Origin of the sequence: Pseudomonas sp. NPDC087697, assembly GCF_044743155.1 — a bacterium.
Taxonomy (GTDB): Bacteria; Pseudomonadota; Gammaproteobacteria; order Pseudomonadales; family Pseudomonadaceae; genus Aquipseudomonas.
On record NZ_JBIUVW010000005.1, the window covers coordinates 85,281 to 102,692 of the forward strand.

A 17,412-nucleotide genomic window follows, 5' to 3' on the forward strand; every position below is an offset into this window, starting at 1 on the left:
CACAAGGATCAGACGCATGAAGATCCTGGTCACCGGTGCGGCCGGATTCATTGGAGCCCATTGTGTGTTGCGGCTGTTGCGCGACGGACACCAGGTGATTGGGCTGGACAACTTCAATGATTACTACGACCCCGCCCTCAAGCATGCCAGGGTGAGCTGGGTTGAAGGGCAGGTCGGCGAATTTCCCTTGATGCCGATCGACGTGGCGGACAGCGAGGCGATCGCTGCGCTGTTCACCCGCGAACAACCGGAGGTGGTGATTCACCTCGCCGCGCAGGCCGGGGTGCGCCACTCGCTGGATAACCCCAAAGCCTATCTGGACAGCAACCTCGGCGGCTTCCTGAATATTCTCGAAAGCTGCCGACACCATCCAGTGAAGCATTTGATCTACGCCTCGTCGAGCTCGGTCTACGGTGCCAACCAGCACACACCCTACTCGGCCCATGACGGCGTCAATCATCCATTGTCACTGTATGCGGCCACCAAAAAAGCCAATGAACTGATGGCCCACAGTTATAGCCATCTGTTCGGCATTCCCTGCACCGGATTGCGCTTCTTTACCGTGTACGGCCCTTGGGGTCGTCCGGACATGTCGCCCATCCGCTTTGCCAGGGCGATCGTCGAAGGCAACCCGCTGAAGCTGTTCAACTATGGCCAGCACCAGCGCGATTTCACCTACATCGACGACATCATCGAAAGCATTGCGCGCCTGCTCGATCGCGCACCGCAAGTCGCGTTCGGCTGGGACCGCGAGCACCCTGATCCTTCTACCAGCATGGCACCGTGGAGGATCTACAACATTGGCGGTGAGCATCCGGTTGAACTCAAGGATTACCTGGCGCTGATGGAAAAGCATCTGGGGCGCAAGGCCGACGTCGAGTTATTGCCGATGCAACCGGGCGATGTCCTGAACACCTATGCCGATGTTCATGAACTGGAACACGACACCGGTTTTCACCCTCAGGTAGAACTCGACGAAGGGCTTAGACGTTTCGTTGCCTGGTTTCGTGAATATTACCTGCTGCCCGTCATCCCCACGTCGCTTTCTGGCGAATCATCGCGCCTGAGTGAGCTTGCTCAAAAACGGAGGAGTCTATGACTGGTCATGAACGAGGTATGCAGCTGAACATAATGCGGCGCGATAAGCGCCTTGATCCCGAACACCGCATGCGTCTCGATGCGGCGGTCCATATGCAAGGTCGCGGCTGGATCACCGGTCGCGACGGTGGTCGTCCCTGGACCCTGTCGCGAACCAATCGGAGCGTCGCCACCCTCGGCGCGTTGATCTTGCTGGTGCTGTTGTCGCCGGTGCTGTTGGGCCTGGCCCTGGTCATCAAGTTCAGCAGCCCCGGGCCCGTGCTGTTTGTGCAAAGACGCACCGGTTACCGCGGACGGATATTCGGCATGTTCAAGTTCCGCACCATGGTGCCCAATGCCGAAGACCTCAAGGAGTCGCTGCGCCACCTGAACAAACACGGTGCCGACGCCATCGACTTCAAGATCGACAAGGACCCGCGGATCACCGGAATCGGCGGCTTCCTGCGACGCAGCAGCCTCGACGAACTGCCGAACCTGATCAATGTGTTGACCGGTGACATGCGTCTGGTCGGCCCACGGCCCACCTCGTTCAACGCCTATCGCTACAAGGACACCCACCTCGCCCGCCTGAGCATTTACCCAGGCATGACCGGTCTGTGGCAGATCTCCGGGCGCAGCAACCTCGATTTTGATAAACGGGTCGAGCTCGACCTGAGCTACATCGCCAATCAGAGCCTTCTGCTGGATCTGAAGATCCTGCTCAAGACGCCCTTCAAGGTTTTCAGCGGCCACGGAGCAAGTTGAATGGACGGTTCAACCACTAAAAGCTTGACCATCGCAAACCCAAGCGAGTCCAACCTGACCTCGACCGTGCTCGACCAGGATCTGCAAATCCTGTTCCTGACGGCCGCCAACAGCGGCGACGGTATCAGTACCAGCGCCCTGGCACTGGCCAGACAACTGTCGGAGATGAGCAGCGGCAGAGTGCTGCTGGTCGATGCCAGCCAGTCGGCCAACAACCTCAGCCAGCAACTGGGGGTGCAAAAGGAACGGGGATTTCGCGACCTGTTATTCAATCAGGACAACACGCCGCGGCTCCAGGACTGCATCCTGGAGGTCTCCACGCTGCCCTTCCATGTGTTGCCCAACGGCCGACATATCCGCGGTGCCGAGCACCTAACGCCGGAGCAATTGCGACCGTTGCTCAAGCAACTCGCCGAGCAGTACCGGTTTGTGGTGATCGACGGTGACCCGGTGTATTCCGCCGCCGACACCCTGGTCATCGCCACCCTCGTGGACGGCGTGGTGCTGGTGGTGCGTGCCGAAGATACGCGCTGGGAAGTCGCGCAGGCCGCCAGCCAACGCTTGAGCCAGGCCGGGGCAAAAGTGGTCGGCAGCGTGCTCAACGGACGCAAGTACTACATGCCCAAATGGCTCTACAACAACCTGTAAACAGCAGCCAGAGGATGACGACATGAACGTGAAATGGCTTGCCCTGCTGTTGCTGCCTCTTGCAGGTTGCTCCAGCCACCCCGAGTACCAGCAGACGCCGGTACAGATTCTCACCGCCCCACCCGCCAACGCCCAGGCCACCGACGTGCCCAAAGTCGAGCAGACATTGCGCCCGGGCGACAAACTGGATGTGATTTTCCATATCAGCACCAGCGGCTCGTCGGCCTACCGCATTCAGTCCGGTGATCAGATCGGCCTGAACTTCACCGCGGCCAGCCAGCTCAATGGCAACCAGTTGGTACTGCCGGATGGCACCATCCAGCTGCCCGGCGCCAATACGTCAGTGAAGATCGCCGGTTTGACCAGCGATCAGGCACGTGAAGAGATCCAGCGCGCCTATCAGCGCAAGATGCTGTTCCAGCCCAACCGTAACCAGGTGACGGTGCAGATCATCAGCCCGCTGAGCAATGAAGTCGGCCTCAAAAACGCGCTGAATCACCCGGCCACCGGCATGAGCCGGGAGATCACCGTGGGCAACGACGGTTATGCAAGCTTTCCGGAAATCGGCGCGGTACCGCTGCAAGGCATGACCGTCAATCAGTTGGAAACCTTCCTCAACAAACGTTATGAGCAACTGCCGGGACGCATGTCCGTCGACGTGCTGCTCAAGTCCACCGAAGGCAACGAAATCTATGTGCTCGGCGAAGTCGGCCAACCGGGTTCCTACCCGATCCGCCGGCCGGTCTCGGTGCTTGAAGCCCTGAGCCTGGCCCGAGGCACCAACGTCAAGGCGCGGCTCGATTCGGTGGTGATCATGCGGCGCAACGGCAATCAGGTCGTAGCCCGGCGTTACGACGTTGATGCCGCCCTGGCCGGTGATGCGACGCAAATGGCCTACCTGCAACCCGACGACATGCTCTATGTGCCCAAGACCAGACTGGCCAGCGCCGGCGAATTGGCGCGACAGCTGGCGGACGTGGTGCTGTTCCAGGGCATAGGCGTCAGCTTCAGCTATCGCCTCGACAACAAAGGCAGTACTACCAACTAACCTCTTGCAGGTGACCGACCATGAATCCGAAGGAAAACTACCTGCATGAGTTCTTCAGGATCTTCTTCGCCAACAAGCAATTGGTGAAGAGAGTCTTCCTGATCTTTGCAGTGATCGCACTCGTGCTGCCATTGGTGCTCAAACAGAGCTTCGATATCACCGCCCAGGTGATCGTGCAGTCCAAGAAACTCTCCCAGGGTGACGCCACCACGTCACTGACCCAGGACAACGCGACGTTCATCCCGCCGTCACTGGCGGACATGGAAACCGAAGCGAATATCCTGCGTTCACCGGCGCTGATTCGCCAGACCATCAGCGAGCTGCGCGACAAGGGCGAATACACCCCGTCTCCCGGAATATTCGTCAAGCTGGTGACTGATCCGCTACGCAAAGTCATCGTCAATCCATTGCGCGAGTATGTGATCAATCCGGTGCGCAACCTGGTAGGGCTTGAGGTCGATCCGGTGCGTGACACGGCCCTCGACGGGCTGACGCAACAGGCCATCGACAGCCTCAAGATCGAGACGTTGCCCGGCTCCAACGTGATCTCGATTATCTACGCCTTTGGCGACCCTGCGCAGGGCACGAAGTTCGTCGCGCAGTTGCTGCAGAACTACCTGCAAAACCGCCAGGAGCTGCAATCGATCGACCTGCCGCAGGCTTTCTACGAACAGAAGAAAAAGCAGTATCAGGTTCGCCTCGATGGCCTGGAAGGGACACGCCTGGGTTTGCTGGAAAGCATCGGCTCGTCCGATCCCAAGGAAGAGATCACCTTTCGCCTGAATGCCATCAACACCGAGGAACAGGCGCTCAACCTGTACCGCGACCGCCTGCTGCAAAGCCAGCGCTGGCTCGACTACCTGAAAACCAGCCTGAGCGCCGCCAACAGCTCGAAACTCAACGACTACACCTTCCCCTACACCTTCACCAATACGGTGGGCGACGTCGCCTATGAGGACCGGGAAATCAAGCAACTGGGCGAACAGTTGACCACTCAGGTCAGCCGCTACATGAATGACCTGGCGGTGTTCCAGCCGGGCAGTGAACCGATGATGCTGACCCGCGAACAGATTACCCGCACCCGTCAGCAGTTCTTGAAAATCGTCAGCAACCGGATTCAGGAACGCACCAGCGACCTGGCCATCATCAGCTCGGTGATCGACCAGAAAACCGCGCGCATCGCCGACTACAAGAACCGCATTCACCAGTTGCAGGAAACCCAGAGCAAACTGCGGCAGATGGACACCGAGATCGACGCGCTGCATGCGGCCTTCTCGACCTACGCCCAGCGCTTCGCCGAAAGCAGCACCGCGCGGTTGCTCGACAACGACTTGTCGAACGCCCGGGTCCTCAGCCCGCCGTATGAGCCGACCGACCCGGCGTTTCCAAAACCGTTGCTGATCATCCCGTTCGGCATGCTCACCGGGTTGTTGCTGGCGATTGCCCTGGTCTACGTGCGTGAGTTCTTCGATCACCACTTCAAACACCCGGCGCAAATCAGCCACGAGCTCGGCTTGCCGGTGCTGCTGGTGATCAACGACCAGAACGTTATACCGACCAATCCGCATCCGAACTGGACAGTCCCAAGCTTCGTACATTGGGTGCGCCATTGAACGGGCAGACCGCACCTGCGCTGCCGATCATCCATCTGCTCAGCAGCGGCGGGTTCTACGGTGCCGAGCGGATGTTGCTGGACCATTGCCTGGCGACGCCGGGGCAGCATCAGGTGCTGTTTCTCGATGCGCCGCCAGAACTCATCGCGCGGTTTCGCGCAGCTTCGGTCGACTGCCGCAGTTGCGCGAGCCTGGGCGAGCTGATCCACCACCTGCGCCAGCGGCGTGACGAACGTCCGCTGGTCAACACCCACAATTTCAAGGGCCTGCTGTTTGGCTGGGTAGCGGCGACGCTGCTGCACCTGCCATTGGTGATTACCCAGCACGGTTTTACCCCGCGCAGTCGTAAGCAACGCTTCTACAACTGGCTGAGCCTGCAACTGTGTCGCACCGCGTCGGTGGACCGGGTGGTGTGTGTCGCCGAAAGCATTGCCGTGCTGTGTCGACGTGCCAGTGTTCGCCCGGACAAACTCCAGGTGATCCCCAATGGTCTGCCGGCCGCCAGCGCCTTGCCCCGGCACACCGCCGATCAACAGCGCTGGCTGGCCGGTTACGTCGGTCGCTTGAGCAGCGAGAAAGGCCCGGACCTGTTTCTCGATGCGCTGATCCCGTTGTGCCAACAGCATCCGCAGTTACACGCGGTGATGCTCGGTGACGGTCCGGAACGTCAAACCCTGCAGGCGCGGATCAACGCGGCCGGGTTGCAGCAACGCGTCACCCTGCCGGGCTACCAGACCGATATGCGGACCTGGTGGACACGACTCGATACGCTGGTGATCAGCTCGCGCACCGAAGGCACGCCGATGATTCTGCTCGAAGCCATGCAGGCCGGGGTGCCGGTGGTGGCGTTCGGCGTTGGTGGCATTCCCGACGTGATCGAAGACCGGCATAACGGGCTGCTCGCCGCCCCAACCGATAGCCGTGCACTGGCGCAACACATCGAAACCTTGCTGAGAGATCCAGGGCTGGTCCGCCTGCTGACGGAGCATGCCCGCCGTACCCAACTGGACCGCTACGACCTGCCGGCGCTGGCCGAACGCTGGTCGCAGCTGTACATCCGCACTGCACAGGAGGCTCGCGCATGATTTTTCCTCTGTCGGTGGTCAGCCTATTCGGGCTGGCGTGTCTGATTTTGTTGGCCAGCCCCTGGCCGTACCTGGCGCCCGGCGTGGTGCTGGCGCTGGTGGGTGTGGCGGCGATGTATCGGCGCCCTGCCTGGGGGCTGCTGGGGATCGCCGCGCTGGTGCCACTCGAAGGTCTGTTCAAGGACAGTATCCTGTCCGGGTCGAAATTCATCGGTGCCTCGCTGGCCCTGATCCTGATGCTGCAACTGGCGCTGCATCAACTGCCGTCCGATCGCTTGCGCAGCAACCTCTGGCGATTTCTGGCGTGGTTCATGGTGCTGTACTTTCTGAGCATGCTGGTGACCGATGACCTGGGCATGTCCCTGGGTCACTTGCGCGAACTGAGTGTCGGCCTGGTGCTGTTCATGATCACCTTGCTGGTTGGCCGCGAAGTGAACCTGATGATGTTCTGCCGGTTGACGACCCTCAGCGTGACGTTGACCTGCATCCTCGCGATGTTCTCCAGCAAGTACCAGGATCAGGGCCGCGCCGCCGGCCTGTTGGACGACCCGAACGCCTTTGCCATGCTGATTGTTTTTGCCATTCCGCAAGCACTGCTGCTGGTGCTGAAAAGCCCGAATCTGTTGCATCGGCTGTTCTGGTTCGGTTGCTGTGTGCTGCTGTTCGGTGGCATGACCAAGACCGAATCACGTTCCGGACTGCTGGTGCTGTTCGCCAGCCTGATGATTGGGTTCTACCACTACCGCGCCCAGTTGCCGCGCATTCGTCCGCGCCACCTGGGGTTCGCAATGCTCGGCGTGGTGATCCTGATTCCTCTGGCGATCTACGTGATGCCGGCCAGCTACATAGCGCGCATTCAGTCATTGAGCGTGCTGAGTGCCGGCGCCAGCGGTCACAACGACGAATCCCTGGGGCGCCGCGCTTCGTACATCGTGGTCGGTGGCCAGATGATCCGCGAGAACCCGCTGCTCGGCTCCGGTCCGGGAACGTTCCCGCTGCACTACGCGACCACCGGCTACGCCATGGCGTTCTCGGCCAACCGCAAGGCCGGCGACCTGTACCGCCGTGCCCACAACACCTACCTGGAGATTTTCAGCGAGCTCGGCATCCCGGCGGGCTTGCTGTTTGTCGGCATGCTCGGCATGGGCCTGTTCAATATGCAGCGCGCCCGCAGTGCCTGGTTGAAACGACATGAATGGGAACAGGCGGACCTGATCACACACCTGGGCATGAGCCTGTTGTCGTTGACGCTGTTTTTGCTGTTCCTCAGCGCGCCGAACCAGAAGTACCTGTGGATCATGCTCGCGCTGTCCTGGGTGCTGCGTCTGAAGGCCGAACAAAGCCCGCTGCCGGAGCGCCAGCCATGAGCCGCATCAGCGTCGTCGTGCCCATGTACAACGAGGCGCCGAACATCGCCCGGACCCTGCAGGCCGCACGCATGGCCGCGAAAGTTGCCGGGATTGAATGCGAGCTGATCGTGGTCGACAACGGCTCCCAGGATAAGGGGCCGCAGATTGCCCGCAACCTCGACGCCCAGGTGCTGAGCCTTCCCGGCCTGCAGATCGGCGCCTTGCGCAATCGCGGCGCGGCACTCGCCACTGGCGACTGGCTGGCGTTCCTCGATGCCGACATCGAGATGCCGCAAAACTGGCTGACACTGCTGACGGACCTGCAGTACAGCGGCCAGGCCGATGTGCTCGCGCTGGACCTGCAAACACCCTTTCAGGCGCCTTGGTTTGCCCAGGCCTGGCAACGCCGCACCGAGCAAGCCAATGGTCAGTCCAGGACTCAGGTGCAATGGCTACCGTCCGCCAACCTGTTGATGCCCCGCGAATGGTTCGTGCGTGTCGGCGGCTTCAACGAAGAACTGCGCACTGGCGAAGACAAGGACTTCACTCTGCGTCTGGGCAACGCAGGCGCACGGTTAATGGCCGTCAACGAAAGCATGGCGTTGCACTGGGGTTACGAGGGCAGCTGGAGCGAGTGGCTGGGCAAGGAGCTGTGGCGCCAGGGCAGTCATCTGCAACTGCTGCGCAGCAATGGTGTGAGCCTGCGCTTGCTGCGTTTTCCCCTGCTCTCTGTCGCCGCCTGGGTGCTGGACGGTATGGCCATTGCGACACTGCTCGACGATATGCCCCACCTGGCCCTGGTGTTTTTGCTGATCAGCAGCCTGCCGGCGCTCGCGCTGAGCCTGCGCCAGAGCCTGAAACACCACGACCTGGGCTTGATCCTGCAACTCTGGGGCCTGCACTGGTTGCGTCTGCACCTGACCGGTGCGGCCTTCGTCCTTAGCCTTTGTCATTGGAACGCCAGGAGACCTGCCCGTGGCTGAACTCATTTTCTGGTTGTGCCTGTTGTTACCGGTATACGCCTACCTGGGTTACCCGCTGCTGTTGACTTTACTGTCACCGCTTTTCGCGGCGCGGCGCAACGAAAGTGCCGAGCCGATGACGGTGAGCATCGTCATCGCCGCGCACAACGAAGCCCGGCATATCGAAGACAAACTGCGCACCCTGCTCGCCCAGGATTACCATGCGAAAACCCTGCAAATCATTCTGGCCAGCGACGGTTCCAGCGACGACACCGTGGCCTGCGCGCAACGAGTGATCGATTCGCGCATCAACGTGCTCGACCTGCCACGCCAGGGCAAAGCCGCCACCCTGAATGCCGGGGTCGCTGTGAGCGACGGTGAGATTCTGGTGTTCACCGACGCCGATAATCAATGGTCCACCGACACCCTTCGGCATTTGCTCGCACCGCTGAGCGATTCGCAAGTCGGTGCCTGCGCCGGGCACATGATCATCCCGCGCCCCGGCATTGGCCTGAGCCTGGGCGACAGCCTGTATCGGCATTACGAGGGTTGGTTGCGTCGCGTGGAGAACCGCACCGGCTGCATGGTCTCCGCCGACGGCGCCCTGCTCGCCTTGCGCCGCGAGCTGTTTCAAGAGATTCCGGCAGAGGTCAACGACGACTTCTTCGTCAGTACCTGTGCGCCGGTGGCCTTCAAGCGAATTGTCTATGTGCCGGCGGCGATGGTGTACGACCAGGGCGTCGACGAAGCCGACAAACAATTTCGCCGTCGTCAGCGGGTCACCGTCGGTGGCTTGCAAAGCCTGGCCCAGCGCCGCGAGCTGCTGAACCCGATGCGGCATGGCCTATATGCGCTGGCGCTGATCAGCCACAAACTGATTCGACGGCTGGCGCCGATCCTCCTGCTGCCGTTGCTGCTAAGTAACTTCTGGCTGTGGGACACGCACATTTTCTATCGCCTGACGCTGATCGGCCAACTCATCGGTTACGCCGTGGCCATCGTCGGTCTGTTGGATGTGCAACACCGTTTGCCAAAACCCTTTCGCCTCGCCGCTTTTTTACTGGTGACCCTGGCCGGTATGAGTATCGGTGTGTGGCAGTTCCTGCGTGGTCATCGGTATCGCCAATGGAACCCCGAGCAGAATCGCTGAGAGTGCCACCCCATGCCGATCAAGCAACTGTTCAAGCGCACCGGTGGCTGGCTGTACCTCAACTCACCCTTGGGGCGCAGTCAGCTGCGCGGCGCCGGGGTGATCCTGATGCTGCACCGGGTGTTGACCGACGATCATGCCGCAGCATTACCGCATCGCAACGAGCTGTGCGTCGGCCCGCAAGCCTTTGATCATTTGCTCGGTTGGCTGAAGCGGCATTTCGACTGCGTACCGTTGATGGCACTGCTGCAATCCGACGCCACACCGAGTGCTGCAACACGGCCGCGGGTAGCACTGACCTTCGATGACGGCTGGCGAGACAACGCGCTGCATGCTTTTCCGCTGCTGCAACGGCATCAGGTGCCGGCGAGTATTTTCCTGTCCACGGATTTCATTGGCAGCCGCCAGCGCTTCTGGTGGGAAAGCCTTGGAGAAACCCTCTGGGGCAGCCATGGCACCGCTTCGCGGCAGCGCTTGATTCACTACCTGCACCAGCTCGACCGGCCATTGCCCAACGCCTTCCTCAATGAGCCTGGTGAACAGCGCCGCAGCCTGGCCTTGGCGCATTACCTGCAAAGCCTGAAAAACCTCTCGGCGAATACCCTCAGTCAGCTGACCGACACCTGTCCCGAAGAATCCTTGCCACAGGCACTGGACTGGCAACAAGTGCGCGCCCTGGAGAATTCCGGGTTGATCAGCTTCGGTCCCCACGGCGCCAGCCATGCGATTCTCACCGGCCTCGACGATCAGCAGCTGGATCAGGAACTGAGCCGCAGCCGCGATGCCTTGCACAACGGTTGTCAGCAACCGCTGCCGGTTTACTGCTACCCCAACGGTGACCACGATCAGCGGGTTCGCCAGCATTTGGTCGCGCACCGGTATCTGTACGCATTGGGCACCGGTAGCGGTATTTATCGGGGCACCGGCGATCCACTGGCACTGCCGCGTTTCGGCGTCAGCCAGCGCAATGCCAGTCGCCCCGAGCTGCTGGCCTGGCGCATCAGCCAAGGAGGACGCTGATGAGCCGCAGCCATTACCTCAAACACCTGGCGCTGAGCATGGGCACCAAGCTTGCGATGATCGGCCTGCGCTTGCTGCGCAACGTGCTGCTGGCGCGGATTCTCGGGCCCAGCGAACGTGGGTTGTTCGCCCTGCTCAGCACCCTGCCCGACCTGATCAGCGCCGCCACCAGCGGCGGCCTGAACTCGGCAGTCGGGTATCAGGCGGCAAAACAACGGCCCATGGGTTTGTTGCTCAGTCAGGTGCTGGTGTTCGGTTGTCTGCTGGCCGGATTGCTGACGTTGTTGGTGGTCGCGCTGGTGCGCGAGTTCGGCAGCGAACTGGACATCACCACCCAACTCGGTTTGCTCGCTTGGCTGTTATTGTTGGCGGTGCCGCTGACGGTGCTCAAGAGCGGCCTTCTGACCTTGCACAACGCTTCCGGCGGCGTGGTCGCATTCAACGCATTGCGGCTGACCGAATCACTGGCACCACTGCTGTTGTTTCTCGCGTTGTTCTGGATGTGGAAGAGCGCTGCGCTGGAAGCGGCGCTGATCAGTTGGCTGGCGGGCATCAGCCTGGTGGTGCTGGCCGGCTGGGTCTGGCTCAAACGCGATAATCGGTTGCAGCTGCAATGGGATCGCGCCGGGCAAAATGAACTGCTGCGCTACAGCGCCAGAAGTCATCCGGACCTGCTGTTTCAACAAGTGATTCTGCGTTCCGACTACCTGTTCATCGGCGCCTTGCTGGGCAGCGCCGCGCTGGGGCATTACGCGATGGCCAGCGCCGCCGCCGAACTGCTGCTGATCGTTCCCGAAGCCGTCACCACGCCGCTGATGAAACGCCTGCTGCAACAGGAACAAGGCATCGAGCGCCTGACCCCGTTGGCCCTGCGCCTGACCGCGACGGTGATGCTCGGCGCCTGTCTGAGCATGGCGCTGATCGGTGAATGGTTGATCGTCACCCTGTTCGGCGTAGCCTATCAACCGGCGTACCCGGCGCTGCTGGCCTTGCTGCCGGGTCTGCTTGGGCTGTGTTACGCGAGCATTCTGCGCCTGGACCTTCTGGGCAAAAATCGCCCCGGCAGCGTCTCGCTGTTGATGGGTGCCGGTGCGCTGCTCAACCTGGCGCTGAATCTGTTGTTGATTCCCACCTACGGCATTGTCGGCGCTGCCGCGGCGTCCTCGATTGCCTACCTCGCCGTGACCATCGCCCTGCTGGTTCTGTATTGTCGGATCAGCGGCGTGCCGGTGTGGCAAACCCTGATCGTCCTGCCCAGCGATCTGGCGCCGATGCGTCAGATGCTGATGCGTAAATCAGCATGAAAGGCCTGGTGCTGCTAGTCGGTCTGGGGCTCGGTCTCGGCCTTGGGCTGAGCGCGTATGCAGCGCCGATGCGCTGGGCCGAGATTCGCGACGGTAGTCTCTACCTGCAAACCGATCGCCCCGACACCTTGACCGTGCGCTGGGTCCCGGCCTGGCAGGCGGACGCCAACGAAGAGCAGCTGTATCTGCTAGACGGCCAAGGCAATCTGAAAGGCCAACGGCAGATCGCCGCCAACGAAACCCGTGGCAGCCAGAGTTGGCCGCTGGCGCCGAGTGCCGCCAGTTATCGACTGGAAATCCCCGGCTACAGTTTTCGCCGTTATCAGGTGGAGCACGATGAACGCACAGTCGCGCTATTCGCCCCGGCCAAGGTCCACTTCAGCGCCGAAACCCACGAGGGCGATGAGTTGTACTTCAAGGTCGCGCCCTTTGAGCACGCGGTACTCGCCGGCAAATTCCATGGCGGCGTCTCAGCGCTGCAAGCGCAGCGTGTGGCGGATGGCAAACAGCTCAACCTGGCGCTGAAACCCTATCGCGGTTATTGGCAGTTCGATCAAGTCGCGTTGCCCACCGGCAGCGTCGAACAGGTCTGGCGCCTGCGTATGCAGGGCAGCGGCAAGGTTGCGTTCTGGCTCGACGGCACTGCCAACCTGTTCGCGCAGAACCCGCAGCAACTCAAGCCCGTGCGTCAGGACGACGGCCAGACCCGGCTCACACTGCATGCCGAGGTTGTTGGCAGAACACCGAATCTGGGCGTCGCCCTGCCCTATACGCTACCGCCGCCCAGCAGCTACCCGGTGCTTGATGCCCTCAAGCCACGCGCTGCCAGCTACTACAGCTTTGTCGACCTGACCGCGAAAAGGCCGCAGTACGAGGACCGCTTCCGCCAGTTCTATCAGGACCGTTTGGGCATTACCCAGGACATCACGCTGCTCGCCGGTACCCAACGCAAAGCCGACCTGCGTGCGGATGTTGTCAGCAATGCCGGCCTCGACGCCTGGCTCGCGGGAACCCGCGCCCTGGGCGGCAAAGGCCTGCATTACATCGCATTCGCCGATGAGCCGAACCTCAACTACCCGGACTTTGCCAGCTATCAAAACATCTTCACCAGCATGGCCCGACAAGTGCGCGGCGATCCTGCCAACTTCAAGGCTGGCGTACGCATTGCCATGCCGGCCAGTTCGCGGTTGATCAACGGACCGTTTGCCGAGAACGCCGCCGATAAGCGTGGTATCGACTGGGCGCGACGCCTGCTGAGCGAATCGGGCGACAAGATCGACGCTCTGGCCTGGCATGAATGGATGATCCGAGACCTGCTGGCCACCCGCGTCTACCGCGACAGTGTGCGTCGCGCCGCCGAGCTGGTCGGCCTCGATCAACACGGTCGGCCACGCAAGGCCTTGCTGCTGGATCAGACCAATATTTCCAGCGGTTCGAGTCTCAGCCCCTACGACCAGGAAACGCATTTCGCTTCACTCTGGTGGGCCTCGGTGGCGATCAACTCGGCCCAGGACGGTCTGCTCGACATGCTCAACTGGTTCCAGGTGAACGACGAGGAAAACTACCCCAAGGGCATGCTGCGGGTTCTCGGGCCCGATCGTTTCGAGCTGAAACCGGTGGGCCTCGCCCAGCAATTCATCGCCAGTCACTGGCTGGAAAAAGTCCTGCGCCTGGACAACGACGCCTTCGAGGTTGACGTGCTGGCCATGGCCACCGGTCAGCAACGCAGCCTGCTGGGCGTCAACAAGGTGACCCGCCTGCAGCATGTCACCCTGCAGGGCGTCGAAGCTTCGTGCCCGCTGTCATCGGACGCGCTGGTTTATTTCGGTGCCGACAGCAAGAGCCGGCCAGCAGCATTTCGCTGTCAGGACGGTCGGGTCAGCTTCGAGCTGCCCGGCGAAACACTGTTCGCCTTGAGCTGGAGCGCCTCATGAACCGCTCAACCGAACGCTTTGCCGCGCCGGCATCCCGCCGCGCGCTGCGTAGTCCCGTCGTCATTGTTCTTTCACACGGCTAACCCCGTCAGGAGGCAACATGAGTGCATTTCAGAAGCTCAAAGAACGAATCCAGGAAAAAGGCCTGCGCCACACCTTCAGTACCCTATGGAAGCGTTTTGTGTATTTCCATTGGGAGCTGTTGTGGATGGAACGCGATCTGGTCAGCCCGGTTCCTCCGCACAAGCTCAGACCCTACACACCGTTACGCCTGGAAACCATCACCGCGCAGAATGCCGGAGCCTTCGCCAAACACTTCGGCGACCGTGTAGGGACCATGGCCGAGCTGGCTGACGAAGGTCATACCGGGCACATGTATCTGGATGACGAAGGCAACGCGGTCGCGTTCATCTGGGGCAGCAAGGGTGACTACTTTGATCGCCACTACTACGGCTGTCTGTTTCCGGTGAACGAGGGCGAATTTTTCGAGTTCGGCGGCGAACAGATCCGCGCCTACTGGGGCAGCACCCTCTCGGTGGATTTCCAGCTCGATCTGTGGAAAGCCATGCAAGCGAAAGGCTGTAACAAGGTGGTGGATGTTTGCGAAACCCATAACATTGCGGCCCTGAAACTGCACATTCGCATGGGTTATAAAGAGCAGGGCCGGGTCATGCATGTGTACGGTCTGTTCGGGCGCTGGCGGTTCTTCCGCGAAACCCGCTACAGCGGCTCACGCCTGGACGCCTTGCGCAAACCGTCGCCGTCTACCGTCGCAGCACCGGCAGCCTGATTGTCATGATGGTGCGATTCGAATGGCGCACGTCACTGTGCGCCTCGGACTTTCCGGCGACAGCCTATGAGGCCTTGCGCCAGCGGGTGGCGGACCCTACGCCGTTCAACACGCTGGCCTGGTTGTGTGCGGCCGAACGCTCGCTGCAAGACGGCGCGACATTGCACGTGTTGCTGGGCTGGCAAGGCGAGCAGTTGAGTTTGTGTCTGCCGCTGATCGCCTTGCGCGAACGTTTCGGTGGGCTACCGTTTCGCGTCTTGCACTACCTCGGCCATCCCCTCTCAGACCGCATTGCCCTGCTCGCCTGCCTGGACGCACAGAGCATCCGTCAGACGTTATGGGAAATCCGCCGGCACTTGCCGCACGCATTGCTGCAACTCAACGAGCTGCCGGAACACCCGGCCCCTGAAAGCGCGCTGACGCAATGGATGCAACTCAGCTCCACCGGCGAACATCGCGTCAGTTGTCGGGTGCCTGTGCACCGGATCAGCGACAGCGACCGTCAGGAAGTCTCCGGCGATCCGCGTTACAAACTGCGCCGAGCGCGTAAGCGCATTGCAGCCTGTGGCGCCGTGGTCAGGCGCCTGACCCCGGACGTACTGACCATGAGGCCCTTGCTGCAGGCCATCAGCGAGGTCGAGGCGGTCAGCTGGAAAGGTGACAAAGGCGTCGGGATCTTCTCCGACACCCGGCACCGACAATGGATGGACGACGCCTTTACTGCTCTCGCCGCCCAAGGTCAGGTACGCGTGGTCGTGCTGGAGCTGGACGGGCGCTGCATCAGCTATCGCCTCGGGTTGCTGGAACAGGGCCGGCTCTTCGACTACAACCTGGCGTTCCTGCCGCAATACGCCGATCTGGGCAGCGGCCGGGTGCTGCTTGAAGAGTGGATTCGCTGGGGTCTGGACGAGGACTGGAAGTGGATCGATGCTTCGCGGGTGAGCATTCACAACTCCAGCCATCAACTGCATGAACGCATGACCGGGCAACTCGAACATTGGCGCTGGAGCTTTTTTTCCTGGCGCCCCGGCGGGCTCTTGCTGGGCCTTGGCCTGCGGCTCTGGCACCACGTCAAACCGCGACTGCGACAGTGGCAAACCAAACGTGCGGCAGCGGTCGCAACCCACACACCCGTCGTGACCAGCGTTGATAAAAACATCACGCCCAGTGCAAAACCCATGGAGGGTGAAAATGCCTCGCCAAGTCATAGTCAACGCTGACGATTTCGGTCTCAGCCCGAACGAAAACACGGTCATCCTGCGGGCCTTCCAGTCCGGGGTGATCAGCTCCGCCACTGCCATGGCCAACATGCCGGCCTTCGAAGCCGCCTGTGCGCTGGCGCAACAGCCGCTGCTCAAGGGACGCGTGGGGCTGCACTTCAACCTAACCTATGGCCGACCCCTGAGCCGGGCGATTCTCGAGCAGCCAACCTTTTGCGACGCGGCCGGCGAGTTCGACCTGAACCTGCCCCGCCACCGCCTGTGGCTTACCCGAGGACAACGCGATGCGGTGCGCCAAGAGCTCGAAGCGCAATGGCAACACTGCCTGGACAACGGTCTGCGGCCCAGCCACCTCGACTCCCATCAGCATGTTCACAATATCTGGCCAATCGGTGAGATCGTCGCGCGCTTTGCCGCGCGTCAGGGTGTGCCGGTTCGCCTGGCGCGCAATCTGGGGCAAAACCTCAGCCTGGCCAAGCGCGTATTCAAGCACATGCTCAACCGGCGTTTACGCAGCCTTGCCGGTGCCACGGCCGACTACGTCTGTACCCCGGTAGACTTGCGCAATGCCGCGCCACCAACAGACGGACTGCTGGAAATCGTCGCCCATCCCACCATGCTCGGCAGCGACTGTGGCGACGCCTATCTGTATCAGGGCGAATCCTTGAGCAAGTTGCTCGACAGCCGCTTGCCGGGCATTCCACGAGTCTCCTACAGCGTGCTCGCACGCACGCGACCCGCAGCCGCCACAACGGCATTGGAGTAACGCAAGGTCGACAACACAATGCCCGAGGCTGGCCACGGGCATTGTGCAAAAGGCAGATGACTCAGGGTTTCAGCGGCCATTCCTGGTCGAGATCCGAAAGGCTTTTGCCGTCGTCCGGATGCTTCCAGGTGGGATCTGGCGGATTCTCTTCCGGGGTCGCTTCTTCCTGCTGTTCCTCGTCGGGGTTTTCGTACTGCTCATGTTTCTTTTCGGTTGCCATAAGGCCCTCCTCCTGAGGTTGATGTTCAATTTTCAGGATAGAACAAAGCCACCGCTTCGCTATGGGCAGGGGTAGCAACAGCCTGAAACGCTGACCGGATTCTGACGTTTCGACGAACGGTCGTTACTCGTTCATGAGGAAATTTGACGCTTGATAACCATCAGTGTGCAAGACAATGGCAAACACTGAAGGTGTGCGCCGAAGCCCAGCAGATAAGGCATTGAGCCATTATCGGGCGGATTTTCGGGAGCGGTCTGAATACCTGAATCGATAGAGAAACCGGTCGTCTGAATCGCCGTTCGCGATAAGCACAGCAGACCGTTATTCGAATCGAAATAACGCCCTTTATGCTATCCGAGTCGCTGTTTGACTTCGCCGACAAGTTGATCCAGATTTCCAGACAGCAAGACGCCATAAAATTGCCGTTTTGCGTTGCATCTCCCCAAGAGCGTCAAAAAAGC

16 protein-coding genes are annotated in these 17,412 nt (G+C 61.1%); 15 read left to right on the forward strand and 1 reads right to left on the reverse strand.

Annotation, left to right across the window (positions count from 1 at the left end):
• The first annotated feature begins 16 nt into the window (after nucleotides 1-16).
• The 15 genes from ACIPIN_RS05800 to ACIPIN_RS05870 all read left to right on the forward strand — a co-directional run bounded on the left by ACIPIN_RS05800 (nucleotide 17) and on the right by ACIPIN_RS05870 (nucleotide 16,731).
• Nucleotides 17-1,099: an NAD-dependent epimerase gene (locus ACIPIN_RS05800; protein WP_401116512.1), complete on the forward strand. Its 1,083-nt coding sequence runs from the start codon at nucleotides 17-19 to the stop codon at nucleotides 1,097-1,099.
• Nucleotides 1,096-1,842: a sugar transferase gene (locus ACIPIN_RS05805; protein ID WP_401116515.1), complete on the forward strand. Its 747-nt coding sequence runs from the start codon at nucleotides 1,096-1,098 to the stop codon at nucleotides 1,840-1,842. Before ACIPIN_RS05800 ends, ACIPIN_RS05805 begins: the two co-directional genes overlap by 4 nt.
• A complete protein-coding gene (locus ACIPIN_RS05810) occupies nucleotides 1,843-2,490 on the forward strand; it encodes a CpsD/CapB family tyrosine-protein kinase (protein WP_401116518.1) in 648 nt (215 codons plus the stop codon).
• Between the two features lie 22 nt (nucleotides 2,491-2,512).
• Nucleotides 2,513-3,538 (forward strand): polysaccharide biosynthesis/export family protein, encoded by a 1,026-nt coding sequence (locus ACIPIN_RS05815; protein ID WP_401116521.1) that lies wholly within the window; start codon nucleotides 2,513-2,515, stop codon nucleotides 3,536-3,538.
• A gap of 20 nt (nucleotides 3,539-3,558) precedes the next feature.
• Nucleotides 3,559-5,151: a GumC family protein gene (locus ACIPIN_RS05820; protein WP_401116524.1), complete on the forward strand. Its 1,593-nt coding sequence runs from the start codon at nucleotides 3,559-3,561 to the stop codon at nucleotides 5,149-5,151.
• A complete protein-coding gene (locus tag ACIPIN_RS05825; protein ID WP_401116527.1) occupies nucleotides 5,136-6,236 on the forward strand; it encodes a glycosyltransferase family 4 protein in 1,101 nt (366 codons plus the stop codon). Before ACIPIN_RS05820 ends, ACIPIN_RS05825 begins: the two co-directional genes overlap by 16 nt.
• Nucleotides 6,233-7,603, forward strand: a complete 1,371-nt coding sequence (locus ACIPIN_RS05830; RefSeq protein WP_401116530.1) for an O-antigen ligase family protein — start codon at nucleotides 6,233-6,235, stop codon at nucleotides 7,601-7,603. The genes ACIPIN_RS05825 and ACIPIN_RS05830 overlap by 4 nt, the downstream gene beginning before the upstream one ends.
• A complete protein-coding gene (locus ACIPIN_RS05835) occupies nucleotides 7,600-8,568 on the forward strand; it encodes a glycosyltransferase family 2 protein (protein WP_401116533.1) in 969 nt (322 codons plus the stop codon). The genes ACIPIN_RS05830 and ACIPIN_RS05835 overlap by 4 nt, the downstream gene beginning before the upstream one ends.
• Complete coding sequence (locus tag ACIPIN_RS05840) at nucleotides 8,561-9,697, forward strand: glycosyltransferase (RefSeq protein ID WP_401116536.1); 1,137 nt, start codon at nucleotides 8,561-8,563, stop codon at nucleotides 9,695-9,697. The genes ACIPIN_RS05835 and ACIPIN_RS05840 overlap by 8 nt, the downstream gene beginning before the upstream one ends.
• Before the next feature lie 12 nt (nucleotides 9,698-9,709).
• Nucleotides 9,710-10,717, forward strand: a complete 1,008-nt coding sequence (locus ACIPIN_RS05845; protein ID WP_401116539.1) for a polysaccharide deacetylase family protein — start codon at nucleotides 9,710-9,712, stop codon at nucleotides 10,715-10,717.
• The gene (locus ACIPIN_RS05850) at nucleotides 10,717-12,021 is read left to right on the forward strand and encodes a lipopolysaccharide biosynthesis protein (RefSeq protein ID WP_401116542.1); all 1,305 of its coding nucleotides are present in this window, start codon (nucleotides 10,717-10,719) and stop codon (nucleotides 12,019-12,021) included. Before ACIPIN_RS05845 ends, ACIPIN_RS05850 begins: the two co-directional genes overlap by 1 nt.
• On the forward strand, nucleotides 12,018-13,955 hold the full coding sequence (locus ACIPIN_RS05855) for a hypothetical protein (RefSeq protein ID WP_401116545.1): 1,938 nt from the start codon (nucleotides 12,018-12,020) through the stop codon (nucleotides 13,953-13,955). Before ACIPIN_RS05850 ends, ACIPIN_RS05855 begins: the two co-directional genes overlap by 4 nt.
• Before the next feature lie 100 nt (nucleotides 13,956-14,055).
• Nucleotides 14,056-14,745 carry an N-acetyltransferase gene (locus ACIPIN_RS05860; protein ID WP_401116547.1) on the forward strand — a complete coding sequence of 230 codons (690 nt, stop codon included), beginning with the start codon at nucleotides 14,056-14,058 and terminating at the stop codon, nucleotides 14,743-14,745.
• A gap of 5 nt (nucleotides 14,746-14,750) precedes the next feature.
• Entirely contained in the window at nucleotides 14,751-15,965 is a 1,215-nt protein-coding gene (locus ACIPIN_RS05865) for a GNAT family N-acetyltransferase (protein WP_401116550.1), read from the forward strand.
• Nucleotides 15,937-16,731: a carbohydrate deacetylase gene (locus tag ACIPIN_RS05870; RefSeq protein ID WP_401116553.1), complete on the forward strand. Its 795-nt coding sequence runs from the start codon at nucleotides 15,937-15,939 to the stop codon at nucleotides 16,729-16,731. Before ACIPIN_RS05865 ends, ACIPIN_RS05870 begins: the two co-directional genes overlap by 29 nt.
• Nucleotides 16,732-16,792: 61 nt before the next feature.
• Here ACIPIN_RS05870 and ACIPIN_RS05875 read toward each other — a convergent pair whose 3' ends face one another.
• On the reverse strand, nucleotides 16,793-16,951 hold the full coding sequence (locus tag ACIPIN_RS05875; RefSeq protein WP_401116556.1) for a hypothetical protein: 159 nt from the start codon (nucleotides 16,949-16,951) through the stop codon (nucleotides 16,793-16,795).
• Nucleotides 16,952-17,412 lie beyond the last annotated feature (461 nt).

Excerpts from the sequence above, each read along its gene's own strand:
- ACIPIN_RS05860 (WP_401116547.1), top strand. The coding sequence starts at position 14,056 with ATGAGTGCATTTCAGAAGCTCAAAGAACGAATCCAGGAAAAAGGCCTG.
- ACIPIN_RS05855 (WP_401116545.1), top strand. The coding sequence starts at position 12,018 with ATGAAAGGCCTGGTGCTGCTAGTCGGTCTGGGGCTCGGTCTCGGCCTT.
- ACIPIN_RS05820 (WP_401116524.1), top strand. The coding sequence starts at position 3,559 with ATGAATCCGAAGGAAAACTACCTGCATGAGTTCTTCAGGATCTTCTTC.
- ACIPIN_RS05865 (WP_401116550.1), top strand. The coding sequence starts at position 14,751 with ATGATGGTGCGATTCGAATGGCGCACGTCACTGTGCGCCTCGGACTTT.
- ACIPIN_RS05800 (WP_401116512.1), top strand. The coding sequence starts at position 17 with ATGAAGATCCTGGTCACCGGTGCGGCCGGATTCATTGGAGCCCATTGT.
- ACIPIN_RS05870 (WP_401116553.1), top strand. The coding sequence starts at position 15,937 with ATGCCTCGCCAAGTCATAGTCAACGCTGACGATTTCGGTCTCAGCCCG.
- ACIPIN_RS05805 (WP_401116515.1), top strand. The coding sequence starts at position 1,096 with ATGACTGGTCATGAACGAGGTATGCAGCTGAACATAATGCGGCGCGAT.
- ACIPIN_RS05810 (WP_401116518.1), top strand. The coding sequence starts at position 1,843 with ATGGACGGTTCAACCACTAAAAGCTTGACCATCGCAAACCCAAGCGAG.
- ACIPIN_RS05815 (WP_401116521.1), top strand. The coding sequence starts at position 2,513 with ATGAACGTGAAATGGCTTGCCCTGCTGTTGCTGCCTCTTGCAGGTTGC.
- ACIPIN_RS05875 (WP_401116556.1), bottom strand. The coding sequence starts at position 16,951 with ATGGCAACCGAAAAGAAACATGAGCAGTACGAAAACCCCGACGAGGAA.
- ACIPIN_RS05835 (WP_401116533.1), top strand. The coding sequence starts at position 7,600 with ATGAGCCGCATCAGCGTCGTCGTGCCCATGTACAACGAGGCGCCGAAC.
- ACIPIN_RS05830 (WP_401116530.1), top strand. The coding sequence starts at position 6,233 with ATGATTTTTCCTCTGTCGGTGGTCAGCCTATTCGGGCTGGCGTGTCTG.
- ACIPIN_RS05845 (WP_401116539.1), top strand. The coding sequence starts at position 9,710 with ATGCCGATCAAGCAACTGTTCAAGCGCACCGGTGGCTGGCTGTACCTC.
- ACIPIN_RS05850 (WP_401116542.1), top strand. The coding sequence starts at position 10,717 with ATGAGCCGCAGCCATTACCTCAAACACCTGGCGCTGAGCATGGGCACC.